The following is a 24,041-nucleotide window of genomic DNA, read 5'->3' as shown; positions in this document are numbered from 1 at the left end:
GGAACGGGGAGCGAAACGTGCGTATCGAAGGAAACGTCGCACTGGTCACCGGTGGAGCGTCCGGCCTCGGCCTGGCGGCGGTACGTGAACTGCGTGACCGGGGAGCCCGCGTGGTCATCGTCGGGCGGTCGTCCACGGGCAAGGAAGCGGCGGAGGAGCTGGGCCCGCGGGTGACCTACTCCCCCGGCGATGTGACCAGCGAGGAGGACATCACCGCCGCCATCGAACTGGCCGAGAGCCTTGGCCCGTTGCGCATCGCGGTGAGCTGCGCGGGCATCGGCAACGCCTTCAAGACGGTGGGCAGGACCGGGCCGTTCCCGCTGGCTGCCTTCAGCAAGGTCATTCAGGTCAATCTGATCGGCACCTTCAATGTCATCCGGCTCGCCGCGGCGCGGATGCACGAGCGCGAGGGCGACGGCGAGGAGCGCGGTGTCATCGTCAACACCGCCTCGACGGCCGCCTTCGACGGCCAGATCGGGCAGGCGGCCTACGCGGCCTCCAAGGGAGGCATCGTGGGCATGACCCTGCCCATCGCCCGCGATCTCGCGGAGTCGGGAATCCGCGTGGTCACGATCGCTCCCGGCCTTTTCCGCACCCCCATGTTCGACGGTTTCCCGGAATCCACGCTCGACGCGCTCGGGCAGCAGGTGCCGCATCCGGCCAGGCTCGGTGAACCGGCGGAATTCGCCTCGCTCGTGGCGCACATCGTGGAGAACCCGATGCTCAACGGCGAGACCATTCGGCTCGACGGCGCCCTCAGGATGGCGCCGCGATAACCGGCACTTGTCGGCCAGTTCCGGCCACGACCCCCTCATGGATGACCGAATTCCGTCTGTCCTCCAGGAACGGTCTTCCGTTTTGATGATCGCCAGCTTGTGCGCTTCGTTCGGGTGCCGAATGGCCCGTGCCGCCCTCTCCGTTGACGACCATCCGAGGTGCGACAGCGCTCGCGAGCGGTTTGCCCGTGGCAGTGGCCACGGGATCCCAGTTCCGGCTTCTTCACAGTCTGGAGACCAGGAAGCCCATGTCCGATGAGACCTCTCCCGGCCGTCTTCCGTCGCTGACGAGCCTGCGCTTTCTCGGCGCCCTCCTCGTCGTCTGGTACCACGTCACCTATGTCTCGGGGATTTTCGACGGTTCCCTGCACACATCGCTCGGCACCGTCTTCCCGTTCGCCTCGGGCGCGGTGACCTTCTTCTTCGTCCTCTCCGGATTCGTGCTGACCTGGGCCCACAAGCCCGGCACCCGGGCCGTCGCGTTCTGGCGCGGCCGGGCCTGCAGGATCTTCCCCAACCATGTGCTCAGCTGGACCGCGACCCTGATGTTCTTCGCCGTCACCACCACGGAAGTACCCATGGTGTCCGCGCCCGCACACGACGCGGCAGCGGCGCTCACCAACCTCTTCCTGGTCCAGGACTGGGTGCCGGACGCGGATCTGTACTCGGGTTTCAACACACCCGCGTGGTCGCTCAGCTGCGAGGTGTTCTTCTACGCGCTCTTCCCGGCGCTCATCGTGGCCGCACGCAGGATCCCCACGGAGCGGCTGCGCCGGGTGTGGACGGCGCTGGCGGCGCTGATCTTCCTCATGCCACTGGTGGCCACCGCCATCCCCGGGCCCCAGCTGTACGACTGGATGCCGGTCAACGAGCGCAGCATGTGGTTCATCTCCGCCTTCCCGCCCGTGCGCCTGCTGGAATTCCTGCTCGGCATCGCCACCGCCCGCCTGATCCAGACCGGCACCTGGCCACGCGTCAGCCGGCTGACGGTGATCCTCGCCTTCGTGGTGTACATCGGTGTGCTGCCCGCCCTGCCTCCGCAGTACGTGATGTCCTCGGCGATGGCGCCACTCATCGCACTGGCCATCGCGAGGACGGCCCTCGCCGACATCGAGGGCCGCTCCCGGCAGCTGGCCAGGCCCGCCCTGGTATCCCTGGGCGAGACCACGTTCGCCCTCTACGTCGTGCACTTCCCGCTGCTGCTGGCGGTGCGCCACGCCATCGGTCCCGACCCGGATCTGAGTGCCGGCGCGGGCTTCGCGATCGTCTTCGCGCTGATCGCCGTCTCGGTGGCCCTGTCGCTGGTCGTGCACCGGTTCGTGGAACTCCCGCTGATGCGCCGCTGGGCACGCAGCCGTCGCACTCCCGCCCCGGGCCGACCGGCAAGCGTCTCTACGACACCTTGAAGGAGATCTTTTCCAGCACGGGTCCGGCACCGGACACCTGCCCCTCGGAAAGCGCCTCGGAGTACTGACCATCCGCCTGGAGCGCGCTCAGGGCCGCAGCGGAGAGATTGACGGTGATGGTGATGCCGCCCTCGGAACCCGGGGCCCGGTCAATGCTGATCTGGTTGCTCATGTTCCGGGACGCTACCCGAACGCCCTGCCCCCAGAGCCCTTTTGCGCTTTGATGGCAAACGGCGGGGACAACGCTCCGGCGACTGGTATCCGTGCACTATTCTCCGATGAGTTCCAGGACACGTACGCCGTAGGGGGGCCAGCCCGACCTCCGCGACCTCCTCGCCCGTCGCGAGGTCACGCAGAGTGGCGAGTTCGGCGAGCGCCGCGTACAGCCGGCGGGTCCGTTCGGGGTTGACGCGGGCGGTGCGCGCCGCCATGTGCCCCAGCGGGTACGTGGCCGGCACGCTGCGTCCGCGGCCCGTCTCGTGGACCAGGAGCGCGGGACGGCCGTGCGCGTCGGTGGCGACCACGCGGGCGCCCCGGGGGACGAAGAGGAGATACGCGCGGGAGTCCTCGTTGCCCGCCACCGGGAAGCCGGGCCTCCGGGCCCGCAAAACGGCGTCCACGAGCGGCCGCCACTTGGGCCGCTTCGCGCCCCCCGGCGGTGCGGAACCGCAGCTGCATAGGCCTGTGCTAACCGGTGCGGCCGGGCAGGTTCGGCCAGTTCGACCCGATGGGCAGCGGGTAGCCGTCGTCGACCCGGTCGGCAGCGATGTCGTACCGCATGTACTGGGCGTCGCGGAAGAAGTACGCCTTGCCGTTGTTCCAGACGATCCCGGCATCGATCCGGTCGCCCCACAGGCCCGGCCAGTGCGGGTTGATCGGCAGCGGATATCCGGGGTCCACCCGGTCGGCGGCGATGTCGTACCGCATGTACTGGCTGCCGCGGAAGAAGTACGCCTTGCCGTTGGGCCACAGAACGGCCGCGTCGATCCGGTCGCCCCACAGGCCGGGCCAGTACGGCGCGATGGGTTTCGGGTAGCCGGGGTCCACCCGGTTGGACGCGATGTCCCAGCGCATGTACTCGCTGCCGCGGAAGAAGTAGACCTTCCCGTTGGGCCACGGGATACCCGAGTCGACAGTGCCCCACAGCCCCGGCCAGTACGGGTCGATGGTCAGTGGGTAGTCGGGGTAGACGACCCGGTCCTCCGCGATGTCATAGGCCCTGTAGTAAATTCCGCGCATGAAGTAGGCGTTGCCGTTGTTGTACATGATCGCAGCGTTGATGCCGCCGTCGCTCCAGAGTCCGGGCCAGTTCTCCCCGATCGCCCGTGGATAGGCGGGGGCGACCCGGTCCGCCGCGACGTCGTAGCCGGCGTACTGCCAGCCGCGCATCAGGTACGCCTTGCCGTCGTTCCACATCGCGGCGCCCTGGATCCCGTCGCCCCACAGGCCGGGCCAGTGCGGCGCGATGGGCAGTGGGTAGCCGGGGTCGACCTTGTCGGCGGCGATGTCGTACCGCATGTACTGGGCGTCGCGGAAGAAGTACGCCTTGCCGTTGTTCCAGACGATCCCGGCATCGATCCGGTCGCCCCACAGGCCGGGCCAGTGCGGCGCGATGGGCAGTGGGTAGCCGGGGTCGACCTTGTCGGTCGCGATGTCGTACCGCATGTACTGGGCGTCGCGGAAGAAGTACGCCTTTCCATTGGGCCACACCACACCAGCGTCGACCCGGTCGCCCCAGAGGCCCGGCCAGTGCGGGTTGATGGGCAGCGGGTAGCCGGGGTCGACCCGCCGGGTGCGGGGGTCGATGCGGTAGTACCTGCCGCCCGCGAACACGTACACCTTGCCGTTGGGCCAGAATACGGGCGCGGTCAGCATGCGGAGGCTGAGCGTTTCGACGAAGGAGCTGTAATTGTCGGCGTTCTTCGCCGCCTTGTCCGGGTTGCTGATCGCGAGGGCTCGCGAAGCCGCAGGGCCGTAGACGATGTCGTCGGTGTCGACGTTCGTAGCCGCATGGCTCCACTCGTGGACGATGGTGCCGACCCGCGAATCGGTGCCCGTCGCCGGGAGCCTGTAGAAGCCCGGGCAGATGTAGACGGTGTCCGATCCGAGGTAGGTGTAAGCGTTCGAGTCGGCCCCGCAGTCCTCCGGGCTCAGATCGTAGGTGAGCCTTCTGTTCATCCAAGCGCGTGTACCGGACATGCGGTCCCGCACGGTGTTGTAGCGGGAGACGCTGTCCGCCCCGAACCACTCCCTATACAGGGTGTTGTCCGTCCGACCGCTCCAGCTCGTCAGCTCGGCAATGGCCGCGTCCAGCCAGGCGCGTGCGTTGTCGTTCGCGGCGAAGACCTCGGCGAACCCCGGGGGAAGGGGAATGTCCCGCAGCAGGGCCGACGGCCGTTCCGTATCCGGGGCAATCGTGAGCAGCCGGGCGCCGTCCTTCGGCTGCTGGCTGCGCGCCCGCTCGCCCGCCGTGGGCCGCGCGGTGCCGTCCGGGAGGAGTTCGAACCGTGTGCTGACCGGGCCGAGGGTGAAACCCTGGTGTTCCTGCCGTGGGCGTGCGGTGAGGGCCTCCGTCCCGACCACGGGGATGGCGTCGGCGAACCACACCAGCAGGGTGACGTCGTACGCGCCGGGCTCGTCCAGCGCATACGACTCCGAGATGTCGAGCTCTTCGGAGATGGTCTCGCCGACCCGGATGGTGCGGTAGGAGGCCGGATCGGGGTCCGTGCGGCTGACGAACCGCCCGTCGTAGGGAACGGCGCGGCTCGCGTGGTGTACCTCCAGGAAGTTGAAGACTTCACCTTCGAGCGGGGTGTTCCAGACGAGCAGCCTGTAGTCCCTGTCGCCCACGTTCTCCAGTTCGAAGGTGAGGGACACCGGTTCGCCCCGGCTGTACGTCGGGGCTCCGCGGATCGCCAAACGGAAGTCGTTTTCGTGCATCGGCTCACTCCTCACGGAAGGCGGGAGGGAGGGCGGGCCCTGACCGGGAGACGACCATTCAGGATCCACGGGCCCGTGCCTCCAGCGTCGCCTACTCCCGGCCGCCCCGCATCCCCGGCCCGCGAAGGGGGGCGCGGGCCGCGTCGGCCGCACACCGGAACCGAATGAAGGACGTCGAGCGAATCCCTGTCTCGAGCAACCCCGCCGGGCGGGGAGCACGTCCGTTGAGCGGGCTCTCGCCTGCCAGCCATCGGCAGCCGTCTGACGGCGGCATCTCAGCAGACCACAAAATCGTCCGCTCCCGGCCGCCTGACCGAGCACGGTGACGTCACCGCGCAGCAGCTCAACCAGACCTACACCGACGACCGCGCTGACCGTCCGGCCGCCGCTGCGGTCGACCTGTCCTCCTGCCGCAGATTGCTGGGGAACTCCGGTGAGCGCATCATCAACCGCTACGAGTACTGCCACGTGACGCCGCTGGCCTACAACGTCGTACGCGGCAACCAGGTCATCGGCCAGGTCAAGCGGTCTCCACCAGGGCGGATGAGGTTTCCGGCAAGCGCACCACCCTGCGCGACCTCGATGCACGCAGACTCCTGCGCACACGCGCCTGATCAGCAGCGATGACTTTTCGAGCCCGACAGGTGACACCGCCGCCGACGATGCGGCCGACGAGCTTGGCGACGACCAGCGGCGCGATGTAGTTGATACCGATGTTGCCCAGAAGTCGGCAGTAGCCTGCGACGGCCACCTCGGCGTCCAAGCGCTTTCCAGCCGGTGTGGGTGCCCAGGCGACCTCAATTGCCCGTGAGTGCACAGGGATTGACGTAGAAATCGCTTACCACCTACGGTCCTTCCGGAATTGCGGACATCTTTCGGTATTTCGAACGTCTGGCGTCGGTGCGCGCTACGAGAAGAAGGAGTCGAGGCAGGATGGGCACACAGCGAAGACTCGGCTGGAGGTCGCTTGCCGCGGCAACCACCATGGCACTCGCGGTCGGAGTGATCATCGCCCCCGCCGCCCACACCGCGGACGATCCCGTGGAGGTCGTGGTCAACGGGGGCGACGTTCGCGCCGACAACGTGAACGGTTTGACCTACAAGGGCCTCGGCGTGCTCAGCTGCAACAGCACGAGCAACCTGCTGATCGACTACAAGGCGGAGCATCCCGGCCGGTACTGGCAGCTCATCCGAGTGCTGTTCGGTGGAAGGACCCCCCTGATCAACCATGTCAAGATCGAGATGGGTTCGGACACGAACACGTCGACCGGTTCCGATCCGGCGACCATGCGCACAGCGGACGAACTTGCCGACGCGTCGCGTTCCCCGGGCTTCCAACTGGCAGCGGACGCCAAGACGGTCAACCCGAAGCTCAAGGTCTCGATTCTCCGCTGGGTCATGCCCCAATGGGTTCAGAACGAATGGAACAAGGGCACCGGCGCCGACGAGATGTACAAGTGGTACAAGGAGACGATCCTCGACGCCTACGAGAAATACGGGTACATGGTCGACTACGTCGACCCGGACACGAACGAGACGCGGGATCCGAACGAGGCCTTCATCAAGGGGTACAAGAACGCGATTCTGACCGACACGGACTTCGCTGATCCCCGCTACGGCATCCCGGCGGCGAAGCGGGAGAAGGCCGAGAAGGCCTACCACAACATCAAGATCATCGCCGCCGACGAGAACAACACCCTCAATATCGGGCCGTCCATGCTCAGCGATGCGGAACTCTTCGGCATCGTCGACGCGGTCGGCTACCACTACACCACCGAGGACCGGCACGACGGGCCCGCCGGCAGCGACACCAATCTGCCGTACACCAGGCTGGCGACCGGTGAGAACAAGTACGACGAGGACAAGGAAGTCTGGTACAGCGAGGGAACTGCCTCCTTCGGCTACACCGACTACCGCGTCAACAACACCGAGGGCCCGAACGGAACGAGCACCGGCATCGGCGGCGTCCAAAGCGCCCTCGATCTCGCGAACCGCTCTGTCAAGAGCTACGCCAACTCGAAGCGGACGCACTACATCTTCCAGCCGGCGATCGGCTCCTTCTACGAAGGCGCGCAGTACAGCCACAAGGAACTCGTCAGCGCGCGTGACCCGTGGTCGGGCTACCTCCACTACGACGCGGCCCTCTATGTGATGCAGCACTTCACCCAGTTCGCGAGGACCGGCTGGGAGAACGACACGAACACGGCGGGCATCTGGCGCACCGTGCCGGAGGCCAGTTACAGCGGGGTGAGCGGCACCGTCGACCTCGACGGCTCCAACGGGGCCTCCAGTTATATGACGCTCGCGGATCCCCGTAAGAAGGATTTTTCGACGATCGTCGTCAACGACAGCGACCAGCCCAAGACCTACCGGATCAAAGCCGAGAACATGCGACTCGGTCCCGACCCGACCATGGAGATCTGGGAAACCCGCGGGCCGGACGCGGGCCGGCCCTACGACGCGAACTTCAAGCGCCTCGTCGACGAGATCCGGCCCGGCGGTGACGGGTATTACACCTACACGGTCAAGCCGCGGTCGATCGTGACCTTGACGACGCTCGACAAGAGCCACGACAAGGCGACGAAGCAACGCTTGCCCGAGTCCCGGGACCGTACGGTGCTGGACACCGACGCGACCGGCAAGAAGCACAACACCCGCGACAACGTCCTGTACGCCGACGACTTCGGGTATGAGGAGGAGGGCAAGGTCCAGGTCGGCACCGGCAACGGCGCGCACAAGGCGTCCCAGCCCTACCTGAGGTCGCGCGGCAATCAGCCTCGCTACATGGTCGACCAGACCGGCGCCTGGGAGGTCGGTGAGGACGCCAGCGGCAACAACGTCCTGTACCAGTACATGGACCAGTCCATGAAGGACACCGGCGCCTGGAACCGCAATACCCCGAACACGACGGTCGGCGACTTCCGCTGGGAGAACTACCGGGCCACGGTCGACGTCTCGTTCCCGGACCCGGACGGCGGACTCGCCGCCCTGGGCGTCCGTCAGCAGAAGGGCATGGCGATCAGCGACGCCGCCTACAACGTGCGCATCGGACCGACCGGCGCCTGGACGTTCTACGAATACGGCACGGCCGTCGCGTCGGGAACGGTCGCCGCATCCGACAGCTACCGCCTCGCCATCGAGGCGAAGGGCGCGACGATCACGACCTACATCGACGGCAAAGCCGTCTCCACGTACCAGGACCCGACTCCGCAGACCGAAGGCCGCGTCAAGCTCGGAACCGACTTCCACAAGACGGCGTTCGACAACCTGAAGGTCGAGAAGATCGACGGGTACACGCCCTACGCCCGCGCACAGCTCGACAACATGGACAGCTCGGTCACATACGACGGGACGTGGAACAGGAACGCCGCCCTCGGCGACGCGATGGACTGGTACCGGTCGACGTCGACCAGCACGACCGCCGGCGCGTCGTTCACCGTCCCGTTCACCGGCACGGGCATCGATGTCATCGGCGGCAACAACGGCACCGCCGTCCTCGACGTCTACGTCGACGGAAAACTGATCGCACGGGACGCGAAGACGGCCGCGACCGACAAGCGCCTCGCGACGTACGCGCTCCGCGGTCTTCCCGACGGCGCGCACACGGCGAGGTTCGTCCTCAAGTCCGGAAAGATCGTTCTCGACGCGTTCAACGCCGTCTCCGGGGACGTGGACAGTACTGTGGACACGACACCGATCCGGGGCGCCCTGGAGAAGATCGGACGTCCGGCGCGGGCGGACTACACGGCCGACTCCTGGGCCCTGTTCGACTCCGCGTCGTCGGCGGCGAAGGCTGCCGTGGCGGGACAAAAGGGCCTTGACGCCATCGGCGTCGAGCAGATCACGGACAGGCTCGAAGAGGCTCACGACCGGCTGGTGCGCAAGGGCGGCACCGCCGCCCAGTAGGCGCCCTGGGCCCGCAGGCCCCGGGCGTTCACCGTCAATGACCAAGGGGCCGTATCGGATTCCTCCATACGGCCCCTTGCATGGGCGATCGGCGAGAGGGATGCTGCGCTTGCCGAATACTCGTCCGTGCAGGTCACGCGGCATGCATGGGGATGACGTTCGGGTCGTCGTCCGGCGCTCGTAGGTTCAGACTGCGGTGGGCACGTCCGGCGTTGTAGTGCTGGGCGTACGCGGTGAGCTATCCATCGTTCAGCGAACGCGTTTGACCGGGGGCTTTGTGGCGGAGTCGGGATGACGGCTGTGCCGTTGCCGACGAAGACGGCGTCGAATGCGGCAGTGAACTTGCTGGCCCGTTCGCGGATGAGGAACCGGAAGTGCCCGGCTCTGTCCTCCAAGTCCATGAGCAGGTTGCGGGCGAGCTGGGTGACCCATGCGCCGGTAGGGCGTGCAGTGACGCCCAGGACATGGACGCACCGGGTGGCGATCTCCATGACGAAGAAGACATAGAGGCGCTTGAGGAAGACGGTCTCCACGTGCATGAAGTCGCAGGCGAGCAGCGTGTGGGCCTGAGTGCGGAGGAAGGAGCGCCAGGTCTGCTGGGAGGCGCTGCGGTGCGGGCGGTAGACCGGAGCGGCGCAGGACGCGCCGGATCGTGGCGGCGGCGACCCGATGGCCAAGCCGCCGCAGCTCACCTTGAATCCTGACGTATCCCCAGGCTCTCGGCGGTCCCGCGGACGCACGTCGGAGATCACCGCCTGCCGGCATGACAAGCTCATCGCCAGGCTGCGGGCGGCCGCGCTCGGCGCGATCGCCGACCTGGGATTCGTCGGCCTCGACGACAGTGGTCCGGACGCCGATCCGGCGGTGATCACCGGCTACAAGGCCGCCCCGAAACCGGGCCCTGCCCGCAGTCAGAAGCTGTCCAACAAGGCGCTGGCCGCAGTACGGGCCCCAGTCGAGCACGGCTTCGCCCACCTGAAGAATTGGCGCATCCTCGGCAAGGTACGCACCGACCCGAGGTGGGCGACCGCGCTGTTGAGGGCTCTGCTGGTCCTGACGAACCGTGACGTCGCCCGCTGACCGATGATCTAGACGGAAGTCATCCGCCCGCGACCAGCCCGAGCATCCCGAAGCCCGCGCACACCAGACCCGTGACGTGCAACTTCACGATGCACACCGCTCAATGCTCTCTGTGTTCGTCAGTTGATGCGTTTTGCGATGATCGAGTTGTCCGGCCAGGCTGAGCTGGCTGTGGCGTTCCAGCGGAGGGTGAGGGTCCAGGACGTGGCTGTGGGGATGATTGAGGGGGCGCTGTGGGTTGGGGCGGGGGTGCCTATTGGGCGGCGCCAGCCGTCGAAAGTGCGGCCTCCGTCGGAGGATGTGGTTTCCCAGACGGTGCCGTCGTTTCCTCGGCAGGCGATCATTACCCGTTGCTGGTTTTCGTAGCCCGCCTGGCCGGGGGTGAGCACCGTCGTCTGGTTTCCCAGGCGTGCCGCCGATAGGCCGCTTCGGCAGACTCCACCGCCGTTCACCTCAGAGATGTTGGTGACCATGCCGCTCGCGGTTCTCGTCACGCTGTAGACGTGGTTGTCGGCTCCCGTCCAGAAACTGCGGAGTACGCGTTCGAAACGCTCCGTGCCGTAGACCGCTATCTGGCCGTCTCCGTTCAGGTCGTTGGCGTCCGAGGAGAGCAGTGCGTAAGGGGTGACCGACCAGCCGCCCACGGGGTCCGGGGCGCCGTTGGTGTTCTGCAGAAGCATGTAGCTGATGCGTCGGTTCGCGTTCGGGGCCTCTACGAAAAGGGTGCCCAGGCCCGACGGCGAGTGGCCGACCAAGGGGGCACCGATGGACTGAGAGCCGCCGGGGAGACGGCTCCAGGAGGTCCAGAAGTTGGCGGATCCGCTGTTCACCTGGGTGTACCAGATCTCGCCGTCCATGCCTCTGACGAAAACGATCGCCCGGCCCCGTGGCCATTCGAGGATGCGGGGCGGGGATGTCGTCCGGGATGACAGGTCGCCGCCCAGCGGGCGCCATGCTCCGCCGTTGTAGCGGAACCAGATGTTGTTGTCCGTTCCCCGGGTGATGTCATAAGAGGCGCCGGCGATGATGACCGACTGGGCGGCGGAGTTCGCTCTCGCGTTGTCGCCCCAGTTGCCCCAGGCCGTCTCCGCCGCCTGGGCGGGGGTGGTTGTTCCGGTCAGCAGGAAGAGGGTGGCTAATAGTGCGGTGATGGTTGCTTGCCAGGCGTGGCGGGTTGGGGTTGGGGTTGGGGTTGGGGTTGGGGTTGGGTTCATGGTCAGTGACGTTATGTGGGCCCGAGTGATCTTCCTTGTCCGTGCGTGCACGGGCACTGGTATGCGAGTGCACTCCCGCCTCAGTAGCCGATCGTGAAGCGGCGTTGGATGGCACATCCTCGGTAAGGTACGCACCGACCCGAGGTGGGCGACCGCGCTGTTGAGGGCTCTGCTGGTCCTGACGAACCGTGACGTCGCCCGCTGACCGATGATCTAGACGGAAGTCATCCGCCCGCAACCAGCCCGAGCATCCCGAAGCCCGCGCACACCAGACCCGTGACGTGCAACTTCACGATGCACACCGCTCAGTGCCACGGCCAGGGCCACAGCCAGCAGGATCTTGCCCGGACCGTGCACCGTCCGCGGCTTGCCCACGGCGCCAGTGCTGCCGATACCGCAGTGTCCAGGCCGGACTTGCACACCGTCTCGACCAGCAGCACCGCCCCGGCCTGCGAGACCACCCCACGGCCGCCGCCCGCGAGATGGACACGCGGACACGACCCTGTGCCGCTCGAAAAGTCATCGCTGCACGTCATGCCGCATGTCTGTATTCGTTGATGAGGCCGCCGAGGATCCGGGTGCGCAGGACTGTGTGGATGTGGAGGTCATACGCCGCGGCGCGTTGTTCGTGAGCGTCGGGTGGGAGCTGGCAGCGGGCCTGATGAGGGCGGTGCTCGTCGTAGTGCCGCTCGTAGGCGGCGAGGACGTGGCGCGCGTGGGCCTCATTCATGATCAGGACGTGATCGAGGACTTCGCGTCGGATGCTGCCGATGATGCGTTCACAGTGCGCGCTCGTGCGGGGAGCCTGTGGCGCACTTTTGAGAATCTCCAACTCCTCGGACTGGAAGACGGCGCCGAACGCCTCGCCCTACTTGCCGTCGCGGTCGCGCAGCAAGAAGCGCAGGTTCTCGATGCGTACGCCCAGGTCGGATATGAGTTTCCTGGCTTGCTGCACAGCCCAGTCCCGTGTCGGGCGGGCGGTGACCCCGGTGATGTGCAGCCGCCGGGTGCCGTGCTCAAGGAACCCCAATGCGTACAACCGCCTGTCGAGGGCGGTGTCGATGTGGAAGAAGCTGCCGCGATGATGCCCTCGGCTTGCGCGGTCAGGAACTCGCACCAGGTGGGGCCTGAGCGACGTGGAGCAGGGTCGACGCCGGCCGCGTTGAGGATGTCCCACACCGTCGAGGCGGCGATCCGATGCCCGAGTCGGGCCAGCTCCCCTTGGATCCGCCGGTGCCCCCACCTCGGATTCTCCCTCGCCAGCCGCACGATGAGCTTCTTGATCGCTGCCAGGGTGGGTGGGCGACCGGTGCCCCGGCGCGCGGTGTAATCCCATTTCACCGCGATGAACCCGGGTGTCAGGCAAGCAGGGTGCCGGGGGTGACGGGGAAGATCTTGAGCCAGTGGCGTCGGGGTATCACTCCGGACAGGGCTGCGAACCAGAACCGGTCAGCACGCTCATAGCGGACCGGTCCGGCCAACTGGCGGCGCAGGACCGCGTTCTCGTGCCGCAGCACCAGCAGTTCCGCGCCCTTCGCCGTCCCACAACGGAGGAGCACCGATGGAACCGTCAGCAGCTTCCGGGTCACCTTGTACAGCAAGGACACGATCACGTACGCATGATCCCAGCGGCTCCCGACCACACCGCGCTCACCTGCGGCGATGACTTTTCGAGCGGCACAGGGTTTCAGGGGCGTTCGATGAAATGGGCTGTGGGCTTGCCCCCAGTGGCAGCCGTGGGACCGACGCGGGACCACACCTTGCGCCATCGAGTGCGTAGCCCAACGAGCGGAACTCGAATCAACTGGTGCCTCACCCACGCCGTAACCAACGTGATTATCGCTTCGCGGAAGACTGGCCCCCCTCATCGATTCCGGCCGAGGCCGTCGACACCTACGTCCAGGCCCAACGGCCACAAGCGCCACCTGGTCGTGGACACACGCGGGTCGCCTCCGAAAAGACCGACGACGAGGCACGTGCCACATGTGCGCAGAGCGGCGATGGCGCACACGGCCGGCGCGGCCCGGGTGGGGTATCGTCCGCCGCGGCTCCGGTCGTTGACGGACCTGAGCCGGAAAGGACGACTCATGGGCTCGAAGACGGAACGCGCGCGCGGCAGAAAGCGTGATGCGGACGCCACGCGGGCCGCGCTGCTCGACGCTGCCCGCGGCCTGTTCGCGCGCCACGGATATGACGCGGTGACGGTTCGGGACATCGGCGAGCATGCCGGTGTCGATGCAGCCCTGATCGCGCGGTATTTCGGCAGCAAGGCTGCCTTGTACCGGGCAGCGGTGGACGAGGACAGTCGGAATGTGACCGTGTCGCCCGAGACGCTCGACCTGGGGGCCTTCACCGTGGAGGCGCTGCACCGAGCCGAACGCAGAGGCGCGCCGGGCCCTCTCGTCCAGGCTCTCCTCTCCCGGAGCGACGTCCCCGAAGTGCGTGCCGCCGCGGCAGACGAATTGCGCACCCGCCTGATATCTCCGCTCGCCAACCGACTCGCGGCTGAGGGTGCCGACGATCCGGTCGCCCGGGCCGAGGTCCTGATCTCCTGCTTGATCGGCGTCATCGCCCTGCGCACGAGCAGCCTCTTCGAGGGCCTGTCGGCAATGAGTCCTGAAGGGATCGGCGCCATCCTCGAGGCTGCCGCACAAATGCACACCGAGCCCACACAGCGTGCGCCCGGCTCCGCCGCCAAGGAAGCCTCATAGGACTCCGTTAGGTTGCCTCGATCTTGGTGTCGTGTGTGTCCTGCTGGGCAGGGTTGGTGGCAGGTGGTGCAGATGCCGGTCCAGCACCTCAAGGTGTTCTGAAGGGCGCCCGCACCGGCGTCGACGCCGTCACCCGCCACGTCGCCGAACGCAACCCCGCCACCCGCCGCCGGGGCTGAGCCAGGGACCCGCAAAAGCGCCAGTGGGTGCTGCCTGAAGGGTGTCATTATTCCGATCAGGTTGCTGAGCTGGGCGTTCTCTGTCGATGGTGAGGCAATCGGAGAGGCGCGGGGTGGTACTCGTTGAGCAGTCCACCGAGCACCTGCCGACGCCTGACCGCGGCAGCGGGCAGGGGGATGATGTGCGGGTCGTCGTCGGGTGCTCGTAGGTCCAGGCTGCGGTGGGCGCGTCCCGCGTTGTAGTGCTCGGCATACGTGGTGAGGACCGTGCGCAGGTGGCGTTCGCCGGTGATGAGGAGGCGGTCGGTGCACTCTGCGCGGGCTGTGCGTATCCATCGTTCGGCGAACGCGTTTGACCGTGGGCTTTGCGGTGGTGTTGGGATGACGGCTGTGCCGTTGCCGGCGAAGACGGCGTCGAATGCGGCGGTGAACTTGCTGTCCCGGTCACGGATGAGGAACCGGAAGCACCCGGCTTTGCCGCCGAGGTCCATGAGCAGATTGCGGGCGAGTTGGGTCCCATGCGCCGGTAGGGCGTGCGGTGACCCCCAGGACATGGACACGCCGGGTGGTGATCTCCATGACGAAGAAGACGTAGAGACGCTTCAGGAGGACGGTCTCCACGTGCATGAAGTCACAAGCCAGAAGCGTGTGAGCGCTGGGAGCGCAGGAAGGAGCGCCAGGTCTGCTGGGAGGCGCGCTGCGGTGCGGGCGGTAGACCGGAGCGGCGCAGGGCGCGACAGATGGTAGCGGCGGCGACCCGATGCCCGAGCCGTCGGAGCTCGCCCTGGATCCTGACGTACCCCCAGGTGGGGTTCTCTCGCGCCAAGCGCTGGATGAGCGCCGCAATCTCCTCTGACAGCGGTGGCCGACCGGGGCCCACAGGGGTCTGGCGCCATTTCCATCGCACCAGACGACGGTGCCAGGTCAGCAGCGTGCCCGGAGTGACTAGCCGATGACGACGCAAGGCGGGTGGCAGCTGGCGGGCGAGGGCGGAGAGCACGGCACGATCGGCCCATGAGAGCTTTGGCCGCTTGATCTGCCGGCGCAGCACGGCGACCTCATGGCGAAGCGCGAGGATCTCGGCGCTGTTCGCGGCGGTCGATCGGCCCAGCAGGAGGAGGCAGCCCAGTAGTCGGCAGAAGATCAGGTAGAGCAGTCGCAGACCCACAATCACTGATCATGTCCATACTCGGAGGATCACAAAGCCCCAGGTCGACCACTGTACGCCAATAAAGACACCCTTCAGGGAGCAGCGGCTGAACTTTCTTCGCGAGCGCCCGTCAGGCGGGGAGCGGCTCCAGTCGGCCAGCCAGTGTCATCGCCCTCCAGCACCACCCTTCACCCGCCACAGACACCCACCATCACCACCCACAAGCGCCCGCCAACAACCGTCGAAAAACACCCACCACCGCCCGGCACCATCCCTCTCCCACCCGACCGGCCCTCAGCCTCCGGCGATCGCCGAGGGCTTCGTTGTGCTGCCCCGGAGGAGACCTTCGTGCCCACCTTCGCCCCCCCGCTTCACTGCGGAACGCCCCCTCGGCCGAGGGTCAAGGCCCGCCACAGCGGCGCGCCGACGACCCAGCGCACGCCCAGCCACCGGCCGCCCTCCCACCTCCCGGTATCGATCCGGTAGCTGGGGCTGAGGGCGCCCGCTGCGGTGAGACGGAGAAGGTCGCCGTCCTCTTGGGCCATCTCAGCGGCCTTGTCGCGGGCCTTGTCCCCGTCGGGGTTGTTGGCCTTCAGCGCGACCGTGCCCAGAGGGTCTTGGACCTTCCAGGCACGCGAACCGCGCCGGTCGCTCAGGAGCTGCGTCGAGATGGGCCCGCCGAGCTGTTCGGTAAGGCGGGCGACGGCTTCGCTGGGAGGGAGGAAGCACCTACGCGGGTGCCAGCGCCGGTGTGGGGGCCGGAGTCGGGGTGCGCTGACAGGGGCGTAGCGCGACGGACCCCGGTGAGCACTGCTGCTCACCCGGGTCCGTCGTCTGTCGCTGGGACTGCACGGCCCCCGCCCTGAGCGCCAGGCGGGGGCCGTCGCCGCTCTCCGCACACCAATACGCTCCGCGGACTGATTACCGCCGTTTGCGGCTGGTGACACGGTTCTTACTGGTACCCCTACACACGTCGCTTCCGTACCCTGCCTGGTAACGCTGATGACAGCGCAGGGCTGCCACACCCCGACCACCAGCCCTTGGTGCCAGCGTGCCCCGCTTCCCTGCCCGGCTCGTCACTTCGCAAAGCCGAGTGCCGTGCGGAGTAACGTCCCGGCGCGGCCGGAGGCCCGTGCCTTAAGCCAGCAGCAGAACCATTACGCCAGGGCGTTCACCAAGCCGGCGAAGAGACCGGGCATCCGCTCCGCCACGGGTACGATCCGCCGAGCCAGCGCCGGCTGCTCTCGAGCTTTCAGCAAGCAAGCCGTCAGCAGCCGGTGCCGCTGCGTTGAGCGTCGCCAGGCTGCTTCGTAGCCGTGGGGAGTCCCCCCGCGCAGATGGTCGACCAGGGCTTCGGCCCCGGCCAGGGCGAGGGAGATCCCCTCTCCTGTCAGCGCATCGATGTATCCGGCCGCGTCACCGACGAGCAGCACACGGCCGTGAACTCGGGTACGTGCCTTCTGGCGTAGCGGCCCGGCGCCACGTACCCGGGTAGCGGCCGCCGCGGCGGGGAATCGGGCTGCCAACTCGGGGAAAGTACGCAGCTGTTCCTCAAAGGGCGCACGCTCGGAGGTCAACACCGCGATGCCGGTCAGTTCGGGACCGAGCGGTGTCACGTATGCCTCCGCACTCCGGCCCCAGTGCACTTCCACGCATCGCGACTGGGGTGCTACGGCGTAGTGGCGGCGTAGCCCGTAGCGCGGTGTGCCGACCGTTACGGTTCCCAATCCGAGTGAGCGGCGCAGCGGGGAGTGCAGGCCGTCGGCAGCGATCAGCCATCTGGCGCGCAGGCCGGAGTCGGGGTCGATGACGCCCGTGGCTCCCTGCTGTACTGCTCCCACGCGTAGGGGCAGGACGGGCACTCCGGCCTCGAGGACGGCGGCGTGGAGTGCGGCGTGCAAATTGGTGCGCCGCACTCCGAGGCCGGGGCCGTTCCGGAACATCGCCTTGGCACTGCGAGAGCCCTGGACGTAGTGGATGCCCTCGATCGGCTGACCGGGAACCGTTAAACCGAGGGCTTGCAGCGACCGGACCGCACCGGGCATAAGTCCTTCTCCGCACGCCTTGTCGACGGGTGCGCTGCGGGGTTCGGCGACCACCACGTCGAACCCCGCCCGTGCAGCGTGCAGGGCGGTGGCCAGGCCGGCGGGCCCGCCTCCGGCGATGAGGAGGTCGTGTATGCGGCTCATGCGGTCGTTGCCCGGGCGAGGGCGGTGTTTTCGCAGCGGATACGGACCGTGAGGAGCAGGGCGTTGGCCACCGTGAACGCCGTCGCCGTCAGCCACGCGGAGTGCACCAGAGGCAGCGCCATGATCTCCAACACGACGGCTACGTAGTTGGGGTGGCGCAGGAACCGGTAGGGCCCCGCGGCAACCAGACGCGACCCCGGAACGACGATGACCCGGGTGTTCCAGTACCGCCCCAGTACGGTGATGCACCACCAACGCAATGCCTGAGCCACGACGACCAACGCCACCATGGGCCAGCCCAGAGCGGGCAGGAACTGCCGGTGGGCGAGCTGGGGCTCGAGAAGGCAACCGGCGAGGAAGGCTGCGTGCAAGACGACCATGACCGGGTAGTGGCCTCGTCCGTGCTCCACGCCGGCGCGGGCCAGAGTCCAGGCCGCGTTACGCCGGGCTACGAGCAGCTCGATGATGCGTTCGCCCACGACAGCAAGGATGAGAAGTGTGTATGCGTGCATGTGGGCGCCTCACCAACGCAGCAGGACGAGTTCGGCGCAGAACCCCGGGCCCATGGCCAGGAGCAACCCCCAGGTTCCGGGCTCGGGTCGAGGGGATTCCCAGGTACTTTGCAAGATGTGCAGCACGGATGCGGACGATAGGTTTCCCACCTCCGCGAGTGATCGCCACGCGCTATCCAGGGCGTCGTCGGCCAGTCCGAGGGTCTCCGTCACGGATGACAGCACCTTGGGGCCGCCCGGGTGACACACCCACACTCCGATATCGTCGACGGTGAGGCCGTGACCGGCCAGGAAAGCACGCACGTCCCCGCCGAGGTGCTGACGGACGATGTCCGGAATACCGGCACCGATCACCACGCGGAAACCGCTGGCTCCGATGGTCCATCCCAGGAGCTCTTCGGTGTCCGGATACAGATGGCTGCGGGTGGCGACGACCGTCGGTCCGCCTCCGTCCCCACCGGCGGCACGGCGGCCGCGTGCGACGACTGCTGCCGCGCCGTCGCCGAACAGGGCCCCGGCGACGAGGTTAGCGTGGGAGTCGTCGCGATGCTGGAGCGTCAGTGAGCACAGTTCGACGGTGAGCAGAACAGCGGTGTCATCGGGGTGTCCGCGCAGGTAGTCGTGCAGTCGGGCGAGGCCGGCGGCTCCTGCCACGCAGCCCAGTCCGAACACCGGGATCCTCTTGACGTCAGGCCGCAGGCCTACGCGTCCGGCCAGGCGGGCGTCGAGGGATGGGGTGGCGATGCCAGTGATGGAAGTGCACACCAGGAGGTCGACGTCGTGCGGTTCGAGCCCCGCCTCCTTCAGCGCGTCGGTGAGGGCTTGCGCGCCCAGGTCGAGTCCGGCCTCCATCCAGGCGTCGTTGGACTGGCCGAAGTCGCCGAGGCCGGCGTATCGCTCGATCGGCAACGCCAGATGACGCGACCGCACGCCCGCGGAGGCATGCAGCCGGCGAAGCAGACCGCGGTCCGCCCCGGGGGTGAGGCACAGGTCACCGATCAGCTCGGTCAAGTCATGCTGGTCATACCGGTGGGCCGGCAGCGCGGTGCTGACGCCAACGATCGTGGAATCACTATCGGTTGCCGCGCTGCAGGTGGACTTGCGCAACATGGCGTCATTAGGGTAAATCACGGTACTTTCTGCTTCCTTGCCGCTTTGGACACAACGTCGGCCAGCCTCCCCAACGCACGGAGCGAGTACACCCCCACGTCGAACCTGATTTGATCTTGGTCTGATTACCGCCGTTTGCGGCTGGTGACACGGTTCCTACTGGCAACCCGACTAAGAGGGGCGGGACATGACGAACAACCAGACCCATACGGACGTGCCCCGCGTGGCGGTGGCGCTGGCGATTGGGGGCGAGCTGATGCTCCCTCAGAGCGGCCAGGCGCAGGCGGCCACGATGTCCAGCACGTGGCGAGGTGGGAACGCCCCCTTCACAGGTTCAGCAATGCGTACACCTGGTACGGCACGGCAGTTTCGTCCTCGATGCGCCGATCGGATGTGCCGGTGCGGGTGAATCCGGCTTTGGTCAGTACGCGTCCGGCGGCCGGGTTGGCGGGGTGGTGCATGGCCTCTATGCGGTCCAGACCGACGGTACTGAAGGCGAACGTGACGACGTGCTTGGCGGCTTCGGTGGCGTAGCCGTTGCTCCAAGTGTCTTCGCGGCGGATGTAGCTGACGGTGTCCCTGGACGCGGATCGTCGCCGCAGGACGATCAGGCCGATCAGCTCGTCGGTGAGGATGCCCCAACTCCACTGCGCTCGCGCGGTCTGCGGCCCTGGCGAAGGCCGTGCTCGCCACCCAGGGGGTGGAACGCGAATCGCGGTCGCCGACGAGGTAGGGCGGGCGCCGTCGATGAGCCATCCGAGGATGCCGGGGCCTTCTTCGGTGACCAGGATGTCGGCGAGGTTGTCGATCTCGCGGTCGTCGGAGACGGTGTTGACGAAGGGGGGCGGGTACGGCAATTGGCCACTCTGCCCTGCGGAGTGGTCAGCGTTTGATGCGGCCGCGTACGGCGAGGGCGACGAGGGCGGGTTCGAGGAGGCGGGAGGTCATCTCGATGTAGGTGCCAGCCGTGGTGAGATTCTGGCCAGACGATCGGAAGATCACGGAGTCGACGGCGACGCGGGTGGCTTTCTCCGCGCGGTTCCCGGTCAGGCGTTTGGTCCATCCGCCGTGCAGGGCGGGGCCGGGGTGGTGGTGTTGAGGCTGATCCTACTGCCGTGGAGGGTGCCGGTGGTGGCGGGGTCGGGTCGTGGGTGGGCAGGCCGAAGCCCATGAGTAACAGGACGGTCAAAGTCATGGCGGCCAGCAGCCAGCCGGCGGCGCGGGAGGCGCGCAGGCCGTAGCCGGACAGCAGCCAGTACCCCCAGAGCAGGCGCCGTTCGCCCTTGGGGGTGCCGATTGAGTCATGGCGGCGCATTTCGCACTCGCCGTAGTAGAAGTCGGCGGCCCCGGGTTCGTTCTTGCCATCCTCGAAGGCTTTACGCAGCTGCCGGTAGAGGGCAGCGACGTCCACGGGGGCGGAGGTGAGGCCGAGGTCGAGGTGGTGGGGCCCGGGACGCCACCGGCGGGGCGAGGGGGTCTGACCTGGGGGTGGTGTGGGCTGGCTGGCGCTCTGGGCGCGCCAGTGGTGTTCCTCGGCGAGGGTGCGCCGGCGACACCAGTGCACTGGCTGGATGCCGCTGTAGGTGCCGGATATTACGTCCGTGCAGGTCGCGCGTTGTCGGTGAGCTTGGAGAAAGGCCAACGCGATCGCTGGTTTCTCCCCTGGGTCAAGACCAGGTGTCGCCTCGCCCTGTCGACGATGTTCACGTTCATGCGGCTCGTGCCGATGAGCGATCGCAAGAAGGATCTGGAGATCCTGGCGCTGCGACACCAAGTCGCCGTGTTGCAGCGCACGGTAGACCGCCCGCAGCTGACCTGGCCCGACCGGGCACTCCTCGCGGCCCTGCTACACCGCCTCCCACGAGCACGGCTCCGCCGGCTCCGCCTGATCGTCTCTCCGGACACTCTCCTGCGCTGGCACCGCGAGCTGCTCCGCCGCCGCCATGCGAAGGCCTCCCGTCCCAAACGCCGTGGCCGACCACGTACCGTCCGCTCCATCCGGATCCTGGTTGTGCGCCTCGTTCGGGCGAATCCGAGCTGGGGCTACCGGCGCGTGCACGGCGAACTCTCCGCCCTCGGCATCAAGGTCGCCGCCTCCACGGTATGGAGCATTCTCAAAGAACACGGCATCCCGCCCGCACCCGAGCGGGAACACACAACCTGGGCGGCCTTCTTACGCCCGCAGGCCGACGCCATCCTCGCCGCCGACTTCTTCGAAACCAAGACCCTGACCGGGGCGACGCTGTACGTCCTCGCCGTCGTCATCGAACACGCCCGCCGACGCATCCGCATCCTCGGCGCAACTGCCCACCCGACCGCGGCATGGGTGACCCAACTCGCCCGGAACATGGTCATGGACCTCCACGACGCAAACGCCAGGGCGAAATACCTGATCCGGGACCGGGACGTCCGCTACCCAGCTGCCTTCGACGCAGTCCTGCAGGCCGAGGGCATCAACGTCATCCAGACCGGCGTCCGGATACCCCGTATGAACGCCATCACAGAACGGTGGGTGCGGTCATGCCGGGCCGAGCTCCTCGACCGCACCCTCATCTGGAACAAGACCCACCTGCTTCACGCACTACGCGAGTACGAGCAGTTCTACAACGATCACAGAGCACTCTCAAGGGCGCCGCGCCTCTCCGCCCGCTGCCCGCGTCGGTCGTCCAACCGGACAGGCTCGCCCACCTCGACGTCCGCCGACGCGACCGCCTCAGCGGCGACCTCCACGAGTACCACCACGTCGCATGACCTGCACGGACATACTTCTCGGCACCTACAAGGCGTGGATGTGACTGGCGTGGATGTGACTGGCGTGGTGGCCGTGTTGCCCCGCGGGGAGTCACCGCTCGGTGGATCCAACTTCAAAGCTTGAGCACAAATTGCACACAACTCTTCTTCAGACCGGCCCCATGTTCTAGATTGACCCCTGCTTCACAAGTTTGGACACGAGCGACAAATAATGATCTACAGGTCCGGCGCTGCGGACAGCCAGCAGGCTCGTTCCCGGCGCCAGACGTAGGGGGCTGATCAATTTTTGGAGCCCGACAGTGCCTTGGGTGTGGGGAGCGCCCGGGGATTCGACGGGTTCCCGCGCACCTCGATGGTCCGGCAGGACATGCGAGTCCGCTCCCGTCCGGGAGGGGTGTCCACGTAGCGCTGCAATATCAGGGATGTGATTCGCGGGGGGCGGGGGCCTCCCGCGGAGGAACGGCGCGGCGCGGGGGGCGGGGCCTCCCGGGGGGAGGACCGGTGCGGGGGGCGGGGGCCTCCCGGGGGGAGGAACCGTGTGGAGCGAACACGTCGAGCCCACTGGCGACCTGGGGGGGTCTGTGCAGCAGGGGGAATCAGCCAGCCCGTTTTTATCGGCGCGCGGTCCGGCGAACGGGGCAATCAGCCGGCCCGCGATCGACTGGGAGCAGCGGTACCGCCGTACCGTGATCACCAGCGATACCGTGGCCACCGCCTTCGTGGTGGCGGCGATCGGCAACTTCTTCGGGGCCCGGGACGCGGCCAACTGGCACGAGAAGTGGGGAATTCTCGCATTCGGCACCGAGCTGCTGGTGCTGGGAGCGCTTGCGGTGAGCCGGTCATGGGCTCCGGCCGTGCTCGGCCAGGGCGCCGAGGAATTCCGCCGGCTCGGACGCTCACTGTTCATGGCGACTGTCGTACTGGCGCTCGGCGGGATCGCCCTCACCTCGCGCAACATCAAGCTCTGGATCTTCGTCGCGATCCCCGCGATCGCGCTCATCACCATGACCACGCGGTATCTGCTGCGCCTCTGGCTGCACAAACAGCGGAAGGAAGGATGGTGCCTGCGACCGGTGCTCGCTGCCGGGAGCCCGGCCACCGTGCGCGACCTGATCGCCCGAACCCGCAAGTTCCCGCACCTCGGCTGGCGGGTGGAGGCGGTGTGCACGACGGACGGTCGCGGGCTCGACGGTGACCAACTGGACGGAGTGCGGGTCGTCGGCCGACTGGCGGACGTCGCCAAGCACGTCCGCCACGACGGCTACCGTGTCGTCGCGGTCACACCGGACCCGCACTGGTCACCGGACCGGCTGCAGCGGCTGGCCTGGAACCTCGAAGGCAGCGACACCGAGATGGTCGTGGCCCCCGTGCTGATGGAGGTGGCCGGCCCGCGGCTGCACGTCGACGCGGTGCTCGGGATCCCGCTGCTGCGGGTCAGCATGCCGACCTTCACCGGGGGCCGCCGGGCGGTCAAAGCGGTCGTCGACCGGATGGGCGCGGCGATCCTGCTGATGCTGTTCGCGCCGCTGATGGTGCTCGTCGGGCTGCTCGTGCTGGTGGACAGTCGGGGCGGGGTGTTCTACCGCCAGCGCAGGGTCGGCAAGGACGGCCGCGAGTTCACCATTCTCAAGTTCCGCACCATGGTCGCCGGGGCTCACGGGACACGTGCCGAGCTGGCCGACCGCAACGAGGGCGCCGGCCTGCTGTTCAAGCTCCGCCGGGATCCGCGGGTGACCCGGGTGGGAGCGGTGCTGCGCCGCTACTCGATCGACGAACTCCCGCAGCTTTTCAACGTGCTCACCGGCTCGATGTCGCTCGTCGGCCCGCGGCCCCCATTACCGGAGGAGTCCGCCGCGTACGGCCCGGACATCCGTCGGCGGCTGCTGGTCAAGCCCGGGCTCACCGGCCTGTGGCAGATCAGCGGACGCAGCGACCTGCCGTGGGAGGAGGCGGTCCGGCTGGACCTGCGGTACGTGGAGGACTGGTCCCTCGCCCTGGACACAGTGATCTTGTGGAAGACGCTGCGTGCGGTGCTCCAAGGGCAGGGGGCCTATTGATGCGCGGAGGTCGTTGTCCGGCCGACGCACGGGAGGCAGGCCGCAAGGGCCTGCCTGGGG

13 protein-coding genes and 7 pseudogenes are annotated in these 24,041 nt (G+C 67.6%); 7 read left to right on the top strand and 13 right to left on the bottom strand.

The window, feature by feature from the left end:
- Positions 1–17 precede the first annotated feature (17 nt).
- On the top strand, positions 18–776 hold the full coding sequence (locus tag HYQ63_RS36335) for a 3-hydroxyacyl-CoA dehydrogenase (protein ID WP_179937946.1): 759 nt from the start codon (positions 18–20) through the stop codon (positions 774–776).
- A gap of 248 nt (positions 777–1,024) precedes the next feature.
- The gene (locus HYQ63_RS36330; protein ID WP_257232367.1) at positions 1,025–2,182 is read left to right on the top strand and encodes an acyltransferase; all 1,158 of its coding nucleotides are present in this window, start codon (positions 1,025–1,027) and stop codon (positions 2,180–2,182) included.
- On the opposite strand, the gene HYQ63_RS36325 is transcribed toward HYQ63_RS36330, so the two are convergent.
- The 4 genes and pseudogenes from HYQ63_RS36325 to HYQ63_RS36315 form a co-directional block, all read right to left on the bottom strand.
- Positions 2,169–2,354 (bottom strand): hypothetical protein, encoded by a 186-nt coding sequence (locus HYQ63_RS36325; protein ID WP_179937944.1) that lies wholly within the window; start codon positions 2,352–2,354, stop codon positions 2,169–2,171. The genes HYQ63_RS36330 and HYQ63_RS36325 overlap by 14 nt on opposite strands.
- 96 nt (positions 2,355–2,450) lie before the next feature.
- A pseudogene (locus tag HYQ63_RS45165) lies at positions 2,451–2,769 on the bottom strand (beta-mannosidase); the annotation flags it as partial.
- A 100-nt stretch (positions 2,770–2,869) separates the two neighbouring features.
- Entirely contained in the window at positions 2,870–5,122 is a 2,253-nt protein-coding gene (locus HYQ63_RS36320; RefSeq protein WP_179937943.1) for a hemopexin repeat-containing protein, read from the bottom strand.
- Between the two features lie 520 nt (positions 5,123–5,642).
- The gene (locus tag HYQ63_RS36315) at positions 5,643–5,885 is read right to left on the bottom strand and encodes a hypothetical protein (RefSeq protein ID WP_179931909.1); all 243 of its coding nucleotides are present in this window, start codon (positions 5,883–5,885) and stop codon (positions 5,643–5,645) included.
- Between the two features lie 170 nt (positions 5,886–6,055).
- Here HYQ63_RS36315 and HYQ63_RS36310 point away from each other — a divergent pair, with 170 nt between their 5' ends.
- Positions 6,056–9,028, top strand: a complete 2,973-nt coding sequence (locus HYQ63_RS36310) for a GH59 galactosidase (RefSeq protein WP_179937942.1) — start codon at positions 6,056–6,058, stop codon at positions 9,026–9,028.
- A 136-nt stretch (positions 9,029–9,164) separates the two neighbouring features.
- Here the strand turns inward: HYQ63_RS36310 and HYQ63_RS46170 are convergent.
- A pseudogene (locus tag HYQ63_RS46170) lies at positions 9,165–9,742 on the bottom strand (integrase); the annotation flags it as partial.
- 18 nt (positions 9,743–9,760) lie between these two features.
- On the opposite strand from HYQ63_RS46170, the pseudogene HYQ63_RS36305 reads away from it, so the two are divergent.
- Positions 9,761–10,108: pseudogene (locus HYQ63_RS36305) on the top strand (transposase family protein); the annotation flags it as partial.
- 119 nt (positions 10,109–10,227) lie between these two features.
- On the opposite strand, the gene HYQ63_RS36300 reads toward HYQ63_RS36305, so the two are convergent.
- The 3 genes and pseudogenes from HYQ63_RS36300 to HYQ63_RS36295 form a co-directional block, all read right to left on the bottom strand.
- Positions 10,228–11,322: a hypothetical protein gene (locus tag HYQ63_RS36300; protein WP_179937941.1), complete on the bottom strand. Its 1,095-nt coding sequence runs from the start codon at positions 11,320–11,322 to the stop codon at positions 10,228–10,230.
- Positions 11,323–11,622: 300 nt separating this feature from the next.
- Positions 11,623–11,858, bottom strand: a pseudogene (locus tag HYQ63_RS45160) (IS1380 family transposase); the annotation flags it as partial.
- Positions 11,855–12,935 (bottom strand): annotated as a pseudogene (locus HYQ63_RS36295) (integrase core domain-containing protein). The pseudogenes HYQ63_RS36295 and HYQ63_RS45160, both read right to left, overlap by 4 nt.
- Positions 12,936–13,409: 474 nt before the next feature.
- On the opposite strand from HYQ63_RS36295, the gene HYQ63_RS36290 reads away from it, so the two are divergent.
- On the top strand, positions 13,410–14,033 hold the full coding sequence (locus HYQ63_RS36290; protein WP_179937940.1) for a TetR/AcrR family transcriptional regulator: 624 nt from the start codon (positions 13,410–13,412) through the stop codon (positions 14,031–14,033).
- A gap of 235 nt (positions 14,034–14,268) precedes the next feature.
- On the opposite strand, the pseudogene HYQ63_RS45155 reads toward HYQ63_RS36290, so the two are convergent.
- The 5 genes and pseudogenes from HYQ63_RS45155 to HYQ63_RS46165 all read right to left on the bottom strand — a co-directional run bounded on the left by HYQ63_RS45155 (position 14,269) and on the right by HYQ63_RS46165 (position 20,030).
- A pseudogene (locus HYQ63_RS45155) lies at positions 14,269–15,380 on the bottom strand (integrase core domain-containing protein).
- A 1,139-nt stretch (positions 15,381–16,519) separates the two neighbouring features.
- Positions 16,520–17,551 carry an NAD(P)/FAD-dependent oxidoreductase gene (locus HYQ63_RS36275; protein WP_179937938.1) on the bottom strand — a complete coding sequence of 344 codons (1,032 nt, stop codon included), beginning with the start codon at positions 17,549–17,551 and terminating at the stop codon, positions 16,520–16,522.
- Positions 17,548–18,063, bottom strand: a complete 516-nt coding sequence (locus tag HYQ63_RS36270) for an isoprenylcysteine carboxyl methyltransferase family protein (protein WP_179937937.1) — start codon at positions 18,061–18,063, stop codon at positions 17,548–17,550. The genes HYQ63_RS36275 and HYQ63_RS36270 overlap by 4 nt, the downstream gene beginning before the upstream one ends.
- A 9-nt stretch (positions 18,064–18,072) precedes the next feature.
- Positions 18,073–19,173 carry a type III polyketide synthase gene (locus HYQ63_RS36265; protein WP_179937936.1) on the bottom strand — a complete coding sequence of 367 codons (1,101 nt, stop codon included), beginning with the start codon at positions 19,171–19,173 and terminating at the stop codon, positions 18,073–18,075.
- Positions 19,174–19,499: 326 nt separating this feature from the next.
- Positions 19,500–20,030, bottom strand: a complete 531-nt coding sequence (locus tag HYQ63_RS46165; RefSeq protein ID WP_373689175.1) for a GNAT family N-acetyltransferase — start codon at positions 20,028–20,030, stop codon at positions 19,500–19,502.
- 842 nt (positions 20,031–20,872) lie between these two features.
- Between HYQ63_RS46165 and HYQ63_RS36255 the strand changes: the two are divergent.
- Together HYQ63_RS36255 and HYQ63_RS36250 are read left to right on the top strand one after the other, a co-directional pair.
- Positions 20,873–21,924 (top strand): annotated as a pseudogene (locus HYQ63_RS36255) (integrase).
- Positions 21,925–22,505: 581 nt separating this feature from the next.
- Entirely contained in the window at positions 22,506–23,981 is a 1,476-nt protein-coding gene (locus HYQ63_RS36250; protein ID WP_179940883.1) for a sugar transferase, read from the top strand.
- The last annotated feature ends 60 nt before the right edge of the window (positions 23,982–24,041 follow it).

The organism is Streptomyces sp. Rer75, assembly GCF_013414305.1.
GTDB classification, from domain to species: domain Bacteria; phylum Actinomycetota; class Actinomycetes; order Streptomycetales; family Streptomycetaceae; genus Streptomyces; species Streptomyces himastatinicus.
Note: the sequence above shows the minus strand (reverse complement) of the source record. Positions and strands in the feature narration are given on the sequence as shown.